Consider the following 12,999-nt stretch of genomic DNA (forward strand, 5'->3'; position numbering starts at 1 on the left):
GCGCCCGCCCGTGTCGGCCGGCGCATCCTGATCAAACACTCGCCGAGGCCCGCCGCAAGGAGTCCGCGTCGGTGATGTCCCCTCCGATCGGTACGACCAGGAAGGCCGACCGATGTTGCCTTAGCACTGCAACGGTGTCTGTTCTGATTGCTGGGCAGCTTTCAGGGGCTGTGTCCGCGTCGTTTGTAGTGACTGGTGCGGGCTTGGTGTTGGCGTCGTCGGCGCCATGTCGACCAGTGCAGGATGTGGTCGACGGTGGCGGGGCGGCGGTGGGTGAGGCGGGTGATCAGTCGTCGGATCTCGGCGAGACTGAGGTGGATGAGCTGGGAGGATCCGTTTCTGCTTTCTCCGTGTCCAGGTGGCGGGCGCGCAGGACGGTGAGGCAGGCGTTGGCGGCCATGGCGAGAGTCATGTGGCGGTGCCAGCCGGCGTAGCGGCGGACCTGGTAGTTCGTCGAGGCCGCCTTCCTGCTTGGCGGTCTGGAAGCATTCCTCGGCCGCCCATCTGCTGCCGGGGTTGTGGATCAGCTGGTCCAGGGTGGTGTCGTCGGGGCAGTAGGCGATGTAGTAGGAGATCTCCTCGGGCCGGCTGACTCTGCGGCGGGCGATGACCCAGTGCCGGCGGTCTTCGCGGTGCCAGGGTCTCACCTCGACACGGGCCCAGTCGTAGATCCGCCGGCCGTGAGCGCCCTCGCCGCAGGAGCGGCGCTTCCATTTCTGCCGTGGCAGGCAGGGAAAGAGGTCGTGGACGGGGCGGTCGAACGGTCATCCGTCCATGAGGTGGGCAGATGCAAACGGCGGTCGATCAGCGTGCGGCCACGGCCGGTGGCATAGGCGAGGAAGACCCCGATCTGGGAGTTCTCCCGAGGCTCCGACCGGCTGAACCGGTGCACGAACCGCCCGTGCACCGCATCCAGTTCCTTCGCCCCCCACGCACATCAGCAAGGTCCCCACCCATAACCACACCAACGACCGACCTGGCCAGCAGTCACGGTAGACACCGTTGCAGTACTAGCCTCGCCGTTTCACTTGCTGCGCGTCCGGATCTTGAGCGGGAAAGCGAAAGTGCCTCCTGAACTGGGAGGATGAGACTTGTCGAAGGTCTCTGTCCTCACAGCAGGAAGGCACTTTCTGCGTGCACACTACCGGGTCCCGCCCCAAACTCGTCGTCTCGGCCGACGGCCACGGGGTGGTCAGCCATGCCGGCTCCCGTCTACTGGCCGAACTGGCCGATGCCACCGGCCTGACCGCGGCCTTCGCCACCTCGCCGCCGCGCTGATGGGATGGCTGCTGGCCCGGCGCTCACCCATCCGAGCGCGGCCGGTGCGCAGCGATCCCAGCTTCATCGGGGCCTCGGACGCGCGATGATCTGCCTGCCGTCCGGTGGCTGAGCCTTCTCAGGCCATGCTCGGCGTTGCCCGCCTCCACAACATGGCCCTCACGGGACAACCCCAACGGTGAAGAGACAGCTCTCAGCGCGGAGTCGATCGCTGGCGAGCTGATCACGAACGCCGTCCGCCACGGCCCAGGATGCACCCGCAGTCACGGGTCCGCTCCTGGTCGGTGACGCCGACCGTGGACACCGCCATGCCGAGGATCCTGCCGTGCGGGTCCTGGAGCCGGAACCCCGACACCTCGACGGCACGCCTCTGCTTGGCCCCGCTCAACTGCCTGACGTGCATGACGTGTTGCCGCAGCGGCTTGCCGGTTGCGGATAGGCATGGTCGACGGTACCTGGGAGCGGGTCTTCACCGAGCTGATGACCCAGGCCGACGCCGATGAGGACCTGAATTGGGCGGTCTCGGTGGACTGCACCATCGTGCGCACGCATCCGCACGCGGCCCGGGCCCGTAGAAAAGGGCCCCGGCGGGGCACGCCCCACGACCGTGCCACCGGCCGCTCCCGCAGAGGACCGAGCACCAAGGTCTGCCGGGCCGCAGACGGGAACTGCCGGCTCCAGGGTCAAGAAACCGGCAGTGCGATGCTGTCGATCGCGGCGTCGGCGATTCGGTTCCTGGTCTTCGCGTCGACCCCTGCCTTGGCGAGCGCTTCGAGCCCGCGATGCGTGGTGAGGATCAGTCCGCCGAGCGCCTCGGCGTCGGTGGCCGGATCCACGTGCCCGGCGCGCTGCGCCTGCTCGACAAGTCGGCGGCAGCTGTCGAGCAGCACTTCGTACGCCGCGAGTGACCTGGTCGCGATGGCGTCGTTCTCCGACGCCAGTTCGGCCGTGGCCTTGGCCAGCAGACAGCCGGGCTGACCGGTGTGGTTGTCCGGCGCCGTGAGCCATTTGCGGAGGCGGTCGAGGGCCTGGTCCTCCGGGCCTTCGAGCAGGGCGGCGGCGGCCTCGTCGGAGTTTGCGCAGTACTCCTCGAATATTCGCTGGAACAGGGCCTCCTTGTCGCCGAACGCGCCGTAGAGGCTTCCCTTGCTGAGCCCTGTCGCGCGGGAGAGATCGTCGACCGAGGTGCCGTGGTAGCCGGTTTCATTGAACTGCCGGCGCACAGTGGCCAGGACGTCTTGCTCGCTGAATTTCCGTGGTCGCCCCATGCCTCCATGGTACGCCGTTCTGAACCATCGGTCCAGAATCTGTTATTGTGGACCGTATGTTCAGAACTAGCACTTCACCCGACACCACTGAGTTCGCAGGAAAGCGCGCGATCGTCACGGGAGGCACTCGCGGGATCGGCGCGGCCATCGTGCAGCGGCTGCTCGACGGCGGCGCGACCGTCGTCACCACGGCGCGCAACTCCTCCGACGAGACGCCGAAGGCCGCCACCTTCATTCGGGGCGACATCAGCACGCTCGCGGGCGTGCAGGCATTCGCTGCGGCGGCGCTCGACGAGCTCGGCGGCGTCGACATCGTGGTCAATAACGCGGCCGCGGCACGCGCCCACATCGGAGGCCCCTCGTCCATCCCCGATGAGGAATGGATCGACGCGCTCGACCTCAACTACCTGTCCGCCGTGAGGGTCAACAACGCGCTGCTGCCGGCGCTGCGCGAGGCCGGGTCGGGCAGCGCGATCGTCAACATCTCCTCGGGAGCGGCCCTCACGCCGCCGCCGCCGCTGGCTCACTACGCTGCCGCCAAGGCAGCCCTCAGCGCCTACAGCAAGGCGCTCGCTTCCGAGCTCGCGCCTGCCGGAATCCGCGTCACCACGATCGTCCCCGGCAACGTGCTCACCCCGGGCGCCGACGCGATCCGCCAGAACTTCGCCGACGCGATGGACGTCCCGCTTGCCGCCACCACAGCGGGCATCCCTCTGGGTCGTCCCGGAGACCCGCGCGACATCGCCGAGGCCGTCGCCTACCTCGTATCGGACCGGGCCCAGTGGGTCACCGGAGTAAGCCTGACCGTCGACGGCGGGGAACTACCCCTCATCTAGCCTCCGCGTTTCACTTGCGGTGGCATCCGGATCCTGAGCGGTAACACGAAAGTGCCTTCTGAGCTGGGATGATGAGGCTTTTCTAGGGCTTCCGTCACCACAGCAGGAAGGCATTTTCTGCGTGCACACTACCGGGTCGCGTCCCCAGCTCGTCGTCTCGGCCGACGGATCCGGGGTGGTCAGTCACGCCGGATCCCGCCTGCTGGCCGATCTCGCCGATGTCACTGGCTTGACCGGCGCGTTCGCGGACGCGCTGCGCAGGCTGCGACCGCGTGGCACCGGACACGACCCCGGGCGGATCGCGGTCGACCTGGCGGTGATGCTCGCCGACGGCGGCGAGGCGATAGCGGACCTGGCCCTGCTGCGAGACCAGGCGGAGGTGTTCGGCCCGGTCGCCTCCACTCCCACCGCTTGGCGCCTGCTGGCCGGCATCGACTCGGCCGCACTCGCCCGCCTGAGCTCGGCGAGGGCCACCGCCCGGGAGATCGCCTGGCTGCAAGCCGCCGAGACCGGGGACGGCATACCTGCGGCCCGCGCCGGTGGACGCGACCTGCCCGGCCTGATCCTCGACATCGACGCCACACTCGTCACCTGCCACTCGGAGAAGGAGCAGGCGGCGGCGACCTATAAACGCGGCTTCGGCTACCACCCGCTGCTGTGCTTCCTGGACAACACCGGCGAGGCCCTGGCCGGGGTGCTGCGGCAGGGCCACGCCGGCGCCAACACCGCCGCCGACCACATCACCGTCCTGGACACGGCCCTGGCCCAGATCCCCGACGCCCACCGCCACGGCACCCCTGTCCTGATACGAGCGGACAGTGCCGGAGGCGCGAAAGCCTTCCTCGCCCACGTCCGAGCACTGCGCGAGCGGGGTATCCAGACCGCCTTCTCCGTCGGATACGCCGTCACCGACCCGGTCCGCCGTGCAATCCGGGCCCTGCCCAACCACCTATGGCACCCCGCCCTTGAGCAGGACGGCACCCTGCGGACCGGCGCCGAAGTGGCCGAACTGACCGGCATGGTGGATCTGGCCGGGCACCCGGACGGGACCCGGATCATCGTCCGGCGCGAGCGCCCGCACCCCGGCGCCCAGCTGTCCTTGTTCGACCTGGACGAGGGCATGCGCCACCAGGTCTTCCTCACCGACACCCCGGACGGCGAAGGCTCCCTGCAGTATCTGGAGGTCCGCCACCGCGCGCATGCCCGCGTCGAGGACCGTATCCGCTGCGGCAAGACCACCGGCCTCGGCCGCTTCCCCTCCCGCCACTTCGCGATCAACACCGCCTGGCTGGAGCTGGCCCTGACCGCTACCGACCTGATCGCCTGGACCCAGAGGCTGCTGCTGGTCGGCGAGTTGGCCTCCGCCGAGCCGAAGAAGCTCCGCTACCCGCTGCTGCACGCAGCTGCCCGCATCACCCGCGGAGCCCGTCGCCTCCACCTCCGGATCGCCGCCAGCTGGCCCTGGCGGCATGAGCTGACCCACGCTTTCACCTGCCTCGCGGCCCTACCAAGGCCAGCCACCTGATCAGCGGCGCTGCCTCTGCCCACCCACGACCCGAGGAACCCTGGAGCACCCGGCCGAGCGCCGGGCCCCAGCCATGCCCACCGCCGACAGCCACAGCCCACCACAGTCAGCCCAGCTCAGCCAACCCAACTGAAACGGGGAGGCTAGGGGATGGTCTCGTGCGGCCGGCCGAGATTCTCGTCGAGCTCATTCGCCCAGGGGACGAAGTCGCCGATGCGCTGGCCGAAGGAGATGGCCGTCGGGGGACCGTCGTTCTCTCGTCGGTGAGCGAAGCCGTGGGTGGTCGCGTCGAAGAGCAGGGCCTCGGCGGGGACGATGCGTTCGAGGACGCGGATCGCTTTGGCCACGGGAGTGATCGCGATCCAGGGAATGTCCCGCCCAATACCGCTGGAGAGGTGATTTCCGTTTTCGTCGCCGACGGTCTTGAAGACGTGTCCATGGATCAGGTGACGGCCGGGGGCCGCCAGTGGACAGCAGCCGGAGCGGAGCTCGAGCACTACTGGCGGGAGGGGTTTATTCCGACCGTGCGCTATTCCGGTCCTCCGACGCTCTCGTGGGGCGACAGAGCACGGCGCAGCGATGCCGATCAGCGTCCGCTCCTGCCGAACCGCGCGATCGCCTCCCGGACCGCGTCCTGCATCGCGGGACTGCCTGTGTGGCCGGAGTCGTCGATCACTTGCAGCTCCGCATCCGGCCATGCTCTGGACAACTCCCACGCGGTCTTCAGTGGGCTGCCGAGGTCGAGTCGGCCGTGGATCAGCAGTGCTGGGATACCGGCCAGCCGATGTGCGTCACGGAGCAGTTGTCCATCTTCAAGCCAGGCATCGTTCGCGAAGTAGTGCGCACAGATCCGAACGAATGCCATCAGTGCGTTGTCAGTCTTGTCGCTGTAGGCGCCCGGATGACCAAGCACCTCGTGGGCGATGACAGCGTCCTCCCAAGCACACCAGTCCCGTGCCGCCTTCACCCTGACAGCCTTATCAGGGCTGTTCAGCAGGTGGTTGTAGGCGGCCACGAGATTGCCGCTCCGGTCCGCCTCCGGAAGTGCGTCGCGGAATGTCTCCCAGGGGCCTGGCAGCAGACGTCCGACGCCGTGGTAGAGCCAGTCGGTCTCCTCCGGCCGGGTCATGGTGACGCCGACGATGACAACCTCGGAGACTCGCTCGGGATAGCGCTCAGCGTAGGCGAGGATCAGTGTTGAACCCCAGGAGCCGCCGTAGAGGAGCCATCGCTGGATGCCCAAGTGCTCGCGTAGCCGCTCCATATCCTCGATGAGGTGGTCGGTGGTGTTGTGATCGAGGCTGACGGACCGGTCGGAGGCGTGAGGTCGGCTCTCGCCGCAGCCGCGCTGATCGAACAGGACGATCCGGTAGACCTCGGGATCGAACATCTTGCGGCTGCCACGGCGCCCCCCGCTGCCGGGCCCGCCGTGCACGCACAGAGCCGCCTTTCCGTTGGGATTCCCGCTGGTCTCCCAGTAGATCCGGTTTCCGTCGCCGACATCGAGGAGACCGTGCGCGTACGGTTCGATGGGCGGGAACGGCTGGGCCAAGATGGTCTCCTCCTCAAGACGTGAAGAACAACCTCCCGAGACTAGTCGACGGCTGGAACGACGTCTCCTGGTTTGTCCTCGGCTCGCGCGGCGACGTGATCGGGCCAGTCGCGTCGGGCGGAGGCGACCAGCGGAGTGCGGTGTGGCGGTGCATCCCGGTCAGGTCGGCGAGGATCGGGCTGGGGAGATCAGCAGCGAGTGCGGCCAGCGCCGCGTTGCGGACGGTGCGAACCGGGATGCCGTACCGGTTGAGCTTCTGGGTCACTGCCCGAGGTGAGTGTGCTGGGCATCGACGAGACCCGACGGGGCAAGACGAAGTGGGAGCAGGACCCCGACAGCGGCAAGTGGCACCCGGTGCGGGACCGGTGGCGCACCGGCTTCGTCGACGCCCTCGGTGCTGACGGGCTGCTCTGCCAGATGGAGGGCCGAACCCCCGCCGATGACCTGGCCTGGCTCGCCGCCACACCGCTGACCTGGCGAAAGTGTATCCGCGTCGGGGCCGAACCGGTCGGACACGTCCGCCTCGGCTAGGCATGGGCCTCAACCGCTCGGCAGTCCCTGGACGCGCAACTCGACTCACTCGCCGAGGCCGGGGTGACCCAGGTCTTCTCGGAGAAGATCTCCACCCGCCCCACCCGGCGCCCCGAGCTGGAGGTCGCCGTGAAGTACGCCGGCGAGATCCGTCCCTCCGGCGTCGCCGTGACCCTCGTCGTCCACGAGCACAAGCGGCTTGGCCGCGGCATCGAACTCTTCCATGCTCGTCTCAAGGCCAGCGACGTCGGCCTGGGGTCCTCCCCGGGGAGCTGATGGGCTCGCACGACCCCTCCGGGACCGTGTTCACCGTACTGGCGGCCTTGTCCGGCATGGAACGCGAGTGCATCCGCGACCGCACCCTCGAAAGCCAGGAGTCCGCCCGCAAGCGCGGCAAGACCATCGGCGGCGCGGGCGTCACCGACGAAGACATTCTGTTCATGGCCCTCCAGCTGCGCGACCAGGAGATGAGCCCGCGCGACATCGCCAAGCGCCTCGTCATCACCACCGGCACGAAGAAGGGGCAGCACACTTCACCAGCCACCCATGCGGATGCTGCGCGAGCACGACGAGAAGGCCGCCACGACGGTGATTACTTGATCACCCCGCTAACTTGCGGCTGGTGGCTGAGCTTGCACATCGGGCCCTTGTACGGCTGGCAGACAGCTAAGCAGCCTGGTTCCTCCCCCACCCCTCGTGGTGGCAGGCCTGGCCTGCTGATCAGCGGATCCGCGGTCCGCGCGGTCGTACCCCACCAGCTCAAACGCCTTGAGCGCCGGCCCGAGACCGTCGGTGGTGAGTGCGCGATGGGACGCGTTCGAGAAGGAGCAGAGCGGCGTCGTCGGTGAGTTGTTCGCCGGTGTGTGCGAGCAGGTCCTGGTGGATGTGGTGCAGCAGGGTGTCGGGGGTCGACGCGCGGAACGAAGCTACGCGTTCGGCGAGCGGGTAGAAGTCCCCGGTCGGTGAGCTGGCCTCGATCACGCCGTCGGTGTAGAGCAGCAGCATGTCGCCGGTTTCGAAGGAGAAGCTGTCGGTGCGGTCGTTCCTCGCTGCGAGTGCGCACAGGCCCAGCGGGGGTGTCTGCCGGCGGGAGTGAAGGGCAGTCACCTGCTGATCGCCACGAATCAGCAGGGGTGGCGGATGGCCGCAGTTGATCATCTTGGCGTGTGACCCGCCGTCGGGGATGTCGAGGAAGATGGCCGTGATGAAGTGTTCACCGGGGTCGTGCGCGGTGTCGGCGACCTCCTCAAGGTTCCGGCAGACGCTGTCCTCGACAGCGGTGACGAGTTCGGGCAGGGAGGAGCAACGGTGGGCACCCTCGCGGAACGCGTTCGTTGCCAGCGAGGCTTCTCCGGCGGAGGCCAGGCTATGGCCTCGAACGTCGCCGATGAGCACGCGTGTGCAGGGACAGTCGGCGCGGGCGACAGCCAGAAGGTCGCCCCCGATCAGGGCCTCTTCCTCCGCGGCCAGATACAGCCAGGCCACCCGCAGTGAACCAGTCCGGCGGGGTGGGGGCCGCAGCAAAATCCGCTGGGTCGTGTCGGCCACCAACCGCACCTGGCCCAGTTCTCGGCTCCGGCGCTCGTGCACACCGGAGATGAAGACCATCAGAGCTGACAGCACGCCCAGGGCGAGGAGCTGCGCCACATGGTTGGCCGCGGTCAGCCGGCCGTGGAACAGAGAGATGATCAATAGAGCGGCCTCCGCGAGGACACTGATCACGGCGGTCACCCACGGACCGGCACAGTAGGCGCTCAGAGCTGGTGCGATGATCAGAAGCGGGCCCAGATGGATGTCGGTGCCGACACCTATGTCCACAGCGGTAATGATCAAGATCAGCGCGAGTGCGATCAACAGCAGTCCGCGCTTCGGATGCTGCTCAGGGAGACACTCTCCCAAGATGTCATATGCGCGCATAATGTTTCACTTTTTCAGTCGTCACCAGGTTGCCCCTTCGGGCACCGGTCGGTCGGCGGGCGCCGAGGGCTCTGCGATCCGCGACAGCTTCCGCCGGGCGCAACAGAGGATTCTGGCCATATGCTCCATACGGATGCATTTGGCGTGATCACTTTTCAAGTGATGGCTGCCGACGATGCCAGGAGTACGGCGCCATGAGGGCGCGGCAGCCCCGCCGAACATCAGGGCGCTTACGGCGCCCCGCGCGTCCATGCCGAACTGCGTGCGTTAGGACGCAGGATCAACCGCAGGCGCGTCACCCGGCTGATGCGGATCAACCACATCATCGGGCGACACCTACGCAAGATGAAGCGGACGACGATCGCGGACAGGACCGCGCCGCCCGCGCCGGAGCTGGTGATGCGCGACTTCACCGCGGGCAGGCTGAACAGCGGGTGGTGCGGCGACATTACCTACACAGCCTCGGCACGACATGGTTCTGTCTCGCCACGGTGATCGACATCTGCTGGAGAAGGGCGGTGGGCTGGTCGACGGCCGACCAGATGCGCACTTCCTTGGTCACCGACGCGATCGAAGGGGCTGTGGCCACCCGCGGCGGCCGGGTCCACGGCGTCGTTTTCCCCACCGACAGGGGTGCCCCGACCCGCAAGATCCTCGGTTGGAAGACCCCGCCGAGGTCTTGGCCGAGCAACTACGCTCACTGCAACAGCCCGGTGTTGCAACGAGCAGTGGAACTCGGCCAATACAGCGCGGCTGCCTTCGCCGAGGTCTGCCGCCGGCACGGCTTCCAGCGCAGCATGGGCCGGGTCGGCTCAAGCTATGACAATGCCCTCGCCGAGTCGTTCTTCCAGGGTCTCAAGCGCGAATTGCTCCATGGCCGCCGCTGGACCTTGAAGGCACAGACCCGGCTGGAGCTGTGTTCCGCTGGCTGTCGTACTGCGACCGGCGCCGTCGGCACTCCGCGCTCGGCTACCTCACATCAGCCGAGTTCGAACAGCAATTGATCACGTCACGTACGCTGTCACTTGTCGCATGAGACCCGGTGTCCACTCCCGGGGATCAACCTCACCGGACTCCAAGCGTTTGAGCTGGACAAGTAAGTGGTTTCACGCACCGGTTGGCAGTTTTTGATCAGCCCATATGATTTTGCCGTCCGAGGTGTGGCGGGTTCCCCATCGGCGGGACAGTTGAGTGACGAGGAAGAGGCCGCGGCCGTGATCGTCGGTGGTGCGGGCGTGCCGCGCAAGCGGGTGGCTGTTGCTGGCGTCGGAGACTTCGCAGGTCAGCATCTCGTGTCGGATGAGGCGTAGGCCGATCGTGCGGTCGCCGTTGCAGTCGCTGCTGCCGTGGATGATGGCGTTGGTGACCAGTTCGCTGACGATCAGCTCCGTGGACTCGGCTAGCTGTTCTAGTCCCCACTGAGTGAGCTGCCGGGTAGCGAGAGTTCGGGCACGGCTGACGATGGCGGGGTCGCTGGGGAACTGCCAAGAGGCGACCTGGTCTGCGTTCAGCGAGCGGGTCCGTGCGAGGAGCAGGGTGACATCGTCGCCCGGCGGCTTGGCCCGCAGTGTGTCCACTGCGGAAGAGCACAGATCGTCCAGTGTGAGGTCGGGCCGTGCGAGGGCCGCGCGCAAGCGGTTCATGCCGGCGCTGATGTCTTGGTCGCGGACCTCGATGAGACCGTCGGTGTAGAGGGCGAGCACGCTTCCTTCGGCAAGTTCCCAAGTTACGGACTCGAAGGGGACCAGTCCGAGGCCGAGCGGTGCTCCGGTGGGCAGGTCGGGGAAGGTGACGTGGCCGGAAGGGTCGATGATTGCGGGCAGGGGATGGCCGGCCCGTGCCATGGTGCAGGTGCGGGTGACCGGGTCGTAGACGGCGTACAGGCACGTGGCGGCCATCGCGGTGGTGGCCTGGTGCCGGGGCTCGGCTTCCGCCTCGGTGAGGCGGATGACCTGCTCGTCGAGGCGGGACAGTACTTCGTCGGGAGGCAAGTCCATGTCGGCGAGGGTGCGCATGGCGGTGCGGAGTTGTCCCATCTTCGCCGCCGCGTTGATGCCGTGTCCGACCGCGTCGCCGACGACCAGGGCGACGCGGGCGCCGGAGAGGGGGATCACGTCGAACCAGTCACCCCCGATGCCGTGGTGGCTGTCGGCCGGCAGGTAGCGCCAGGCCACATCAGCGGCAGAGCCGCCTGCGGGGCGGTGGGGGAGCAGCAACCGCTGCAGGGCGAGAGCCGCGGAGCGTTCGCGCACGTATTGGCGGGCGTTGTCCAAGGCCAGCGCTGCCCAGCTGACGAGTTCCTCGGCCAAGAGCAGGTCGTCCTCCTCGAACGGCCTGGCGTCCTTCGTCCGCACGAAGACCGCCACACCCAGCATTACGCCCCGGGCCTTGATCGGAACGACCATCAACGAGTGCATGGCGTGCTCGCGGAGCTTCTGCGCCCGCGCCGCGTCGTGGTGATCCAGCCATGTGCCGGGGGATGCGTCCAGTGTGGGCTCGAAGTGGGATAGTCCGGAGCGCAGGACGCCGGTGAAGGGCGAGGTGGGCGGAACGAAGACCGGCTCTCCGCGAGCGAACAGGGACTCCGGCGTTCCTGGGTGGATCGAGGCCAGGCCCGCACGGCGGAAGACGGGGATCCGCCCGCCCTGTGGGCTGAGATGGGCCAAGGGCTCCTCGCCGAGTGGGACCGACTCCGCCAGATCGACGGTGGCGTAGTCCGCGAGGAACGGCACGGCCAGGTCGGCCAGTTCCTGCCCGGTCTGCATGACATCCAAAGTGGTGCCGATGCGCCTGATGGCCTCGCCGAGGATTGCCAGACGCTCTCGCGCGCGCCGGCTGTCGGTGACGTCCACGCTCACGACGCACACGCCCAGCGCGTGCCCCTGCCCGTCGTCGAGGCGGACGTAGGACGCTGTCAACATCCGGTTGCTTCGCACATTGGCTGGCCGGAAGGCACGGTAGTCCACGTTGATCGCCGGGTCACCGCTCTCCAGCACCTGGTGCATCACTGCCTCCAGCGTTTCGGCCTTCGCCCCGGGCGCCGCTTCCGTCAGCCTGCGGCCCAGCCGCTTGTGGAGCGGGATGCCGTCCTTGGAACCCTGGGTGTCGTTCACCTGGATGCAGCGAAGGTGCGTGTCCCGTATGACGAAGCCGATCGGCAGGCGGCTCGGCCTCGGCAGAGTCAGCCTAGCGTGGAGCGGCTCCGCCGCCGTGGCCTTGGCTGGCCATGTGGGAAGCGAGGCCCTGTCGGCCGCGCAGACCACCCACCAGTCCCGGCCGTCATGCCCGGACAACGATGACACGCACAGGCACACGTCGATGCTGCGGCCGTCGCGGTGGCGCACCTGCGAAAGTCCGGACCAGCAGCCCCGGAGGGTGCTCTCTCCTGCGGCTTGTGAAGCCCTTGTTCGGTCGTCAGCGGCCACCAACAGAACACCGGCGGGCCGCCCCACCACCTCCATGGCCGAATAGCCCACGAGCCGCTGAGCGGCCTGCGACCATCCGACCACCGTCCCCTGCTCGTCCAGGAGAGCTATCGCTGGGTCGACTCTCTCGATGGCCGTCTGAGCCTCGGAGACTGCTGTCTCTGCTGAACTGCCCACGGCTTCTCCCTTCCATGTCCCCCGGCGATGTGGTCCCCCCGACTGCTCGGCTGTCTGGTGGATGGACAAATCCAGAGCAGGAGTGATCGAGCTACCAGGTACGGTGGCCAGCAGTCCGTTCACACCGCTCCCGACGGTGGCTGCGGCGGTGGTCTCGGCCCGTCAGACGTGCTTCGGCCGGACGCTGCCGGGGCCTGGGTGCGCTCAATCAGCGCGTGTGCTTGGGGAGGCCCTCAGACTTCTGTTCGTTTCGTTTGTGCTCACGCCTGCAACGCTACGCAAGGGCGGCGCCCGAATATGGTCAATTTCTATGACAGATTCCCAGGCCAGTTCTGCGGACAATATGCAGCCATCCCGGCCACCCGAATGCCGGGAGCGCTCTGGAACAGGGCCGTGACGCCCGCCGCGAGAGCGACTCACACGTTTCATCATGTTGCCTTTTATGGCGTCGTGATCAGCTCGGCCAGGGAGCGCCCAGCATGCGCTCGAC

The 12,999-nt window shown here is 67.7% G+C and carries 12 protein-coding genes and 3 pseudogenes; 7 read left to right on the forward strand and 8 right to left on the reverse strand.

Annotated elements, in window-relative coordinates; all coding sequences use genetic code 11:
- Window positions 1–286: 286 nt before the first annotated feature.
- A pseudogene (locus tag ACZ4O3_RS40825) lies at window positions 287–862 on the reverse strand (IS701 family transposase); the annotation flags it as partial.
- A gap of 272 nt (window positions 863–1,134) precedes the next feature.
- On the opposite strand from ACZ4O3_RS40825, the gene ACZ4O3_RS40830 reads away from it, so the two are divergent.
- Complete coding sequence (locus ACZ4O3_RS40830; protein ID WP_392202997.1) at window positions 1,135–1,278, forward strand: hypothetical protein; 144 nt, start codon at window positions 1,135–1,137, stop codon at window positions 1,276–1,278.
- Window positions 1,279–1,501: 223 nt separating this feature from the next.
- Here the strand turns inward: ACZ4O3_RS40830 and ACZ4O3_RS40835 are convergent, their stop codons facing one another.
- Window positions 1,502–1,681 (reverse strand): hypothetical protein, encoded by a 180-nt coding sequence (locus ACZ4O3_RS40835; RefSeq protein ID WP_467727365.1) that lies wholly within the window; start codon window positions 1,679–1,681, stop codon window positions 1,502–1,504.
- A gap of 280 nt (window positions 1,682–1,961) precedes the next feature.
- On the reverse strand, window positions 1,962–2,546 hold the full coding sequence (locus ACZ4O3_RS40840; protein WP_467727367.1) for a TetR/AcrR family transcriptional regulator: 585 nt from the start codon (window positions 2,544–2,546) through the stop codon (window positions 1,962–1,964).
- 56 nt (window positions 2,547–2,602) lie between these two features.
- Between ACZ4O3_RS40840 and ACZ4O3_RS40845 the strand changes: the two genes are divergently transcribed.
- Window positions 2,603–3,382, forward strand: coding sequence for an oxidoreductase (locus ACZ4O3_RS40845; protein ID WP_467727383.1), 780 nt, complete (start codon window positions 2,603–2,605; stop codon window positions 3,380–3,382).
- Between the two features lie 121 nt (window positions 3,383–3,503).
- On the forward strand, window positions 3,504–4,907 hold the full coding sequence (locus ACZ4O3_RS40850) for an IS1380 family transposase (protein WP_467727368.1): 1,404 nt from the start codon (window positions 3,504–3,506) through the stop codon (window positions 4,905–4,907).
- 143 nt (window positions 4,908–5,050) lie between these two features.
- On the opposite strand, the gene ACZ4O3_RS40855 is transcribed toward ACZ4O3_RS40850, so the two are convergent.
- The 3 genes from ACZ4O3_RS40855 to ACZ4O3_RS40865 all read right to left on the reverse strand — a co-directional run bounded on the left by ACZ4O3_RS40855 (window position 5,051) and on the right by ACZ4O3_RS40865 (window position 6,724).
- The gene (locus tag ACZ4O3_RS40855) at window positions 5,051–5,254 is read right to left on the reverse strand and encodes a hypothetical protein (RefSeq protein WP_467727370.1); all 204 of its coding nucleotides are present in this window, start codon (window positions 5,252–5,254) and stop codon (window positions 5,051–5,053) included.
- A 239-nt stretch (window positions 5,255–5,493) separates the two neighbouring features.
- Window positions 5,494–6,459, reverse strand: coding sequence for a prolyl aminopeptidase (gene pip / locus ACZ4O3_RS40860; RefSeq protein WP_467727372.1), 966 nt, complete (start codon window positions 6,457–6,459; stop codon window positions 5,494–5,496).
- A 13-nt stretch (window positions 6,460–6,472) separates the two neighbouring features.
- Window positions 6,473–6,724 carry a hypothetical protein gene (locus ACZ4O3_RS40865; RefSeq protein ID WP_467727373.1) on the reverse strand — a complete coding sequence of 84 codons (252 nt, stop codon included), beginning with the start codon at window positions 6,722–6,724 and terminating at the stop codon, window positions 6,473–6,475.
- Between the two features lie 8 nt (window positions 6,725–6,732).
- On the opposite strand from ACZ4O3_RS40865, the gene ACZ4O3_RS40870 reads away from it, so the two are divergent.
- From ACZ4O3_RS40870 to ACZ4O3_RS40880, 3 genes and pseudogenes are all read left to right on the forward strand, one after another.
- The gene (locus ACZ4O3_RS40870; RefSeq protein ID WP_467727375.1) at window positions 6,733–6,990 is read left to right on the forward strand and encodes a hypothetical protein; all 258 of its coding nucleotides are present in this window, start codon (window positions 6,733–6,735) and stop codon (window positions 6,988–6,990) included.
- A gap of 21 nt (window positions 6,991–7,011) precedes the next feature.
- Window positions 7,012–7,266, forward strand: a pseudogene (locus tag ACZ4O3_RS40875) (recombinase family protein); the annotation flags it as partial.
- Window positions 7,266–7,838: a hypothetical protein gene (locus ACZ4O3_RS40880; protein ID WP_467727376.1), complete on the forward strand. Its 573-nt coding sequence runs from the start codon at window positions 7,266–7,268 to the stop codon at window positions 7,836–7,838. The pseudogene ACZ4O3_RS40875 and the gene ACZ4O3_RS40880, both read left to right, overlap by 1 nt.
- On the opposite strand, the gene ACZ4O3_RS40885 is transcribed toward ACZ4O3_RS40880, so the two are convergent.
- Window positions 7,750–8,907 carry a PP2C family protein-serine/threonine phosphatase gene (locus tag ACZ4O3_RS40885; RefSeq protein ID WP_467727378.1) on the reverse strand — a complete coding sequence of 386 codons (1,158 nt, stop codon included), beginning with the start codon at window positions 8,905–8,907 and terminating at the stop codon, window positions 7,750–7,752. The genes ACZ4O3_RS40880 and ACZ4O3_RS40885 overlap by 89 nt on opposite strands.
- Before the next feature lie 201 nt (window positions 8,908–9,108).
- On the opposite strand from ACZ4O3_RS40885, the pseudogene ACZ4O3_RS40890 reads away from it, so the two are divergent.
- A pseudogene (locus ACZ4O3_RS40890) lies at window positions 9,109–9,943 on the forward strand (DDE-type integrase/transposase/recombinase); the annotation flags it as partial.
- 70 nt (window positions 9,944–10,013) lie between these two features.
- On the opposite strand, the gene ACZ4O3_RS40895 reads toward ACZ4O3_RS40890, so the two are convergent.
- A complete protein-coding gene (locus tag ACZ4O3_RS40895; protein WP_467727380.1) occupies window positions 10,014–12,416 on the reverse strand; it encodes a SpoIIE family protein phosphatase in 2,403 nt (800 codons plus the stop codon).
- Between the last annotated feature and the right edge of the window lie 583 nt (window positions 12,417–12,999).

The organism is Streptomyces sp. NPDC026515, assembly GCF_055567595.1.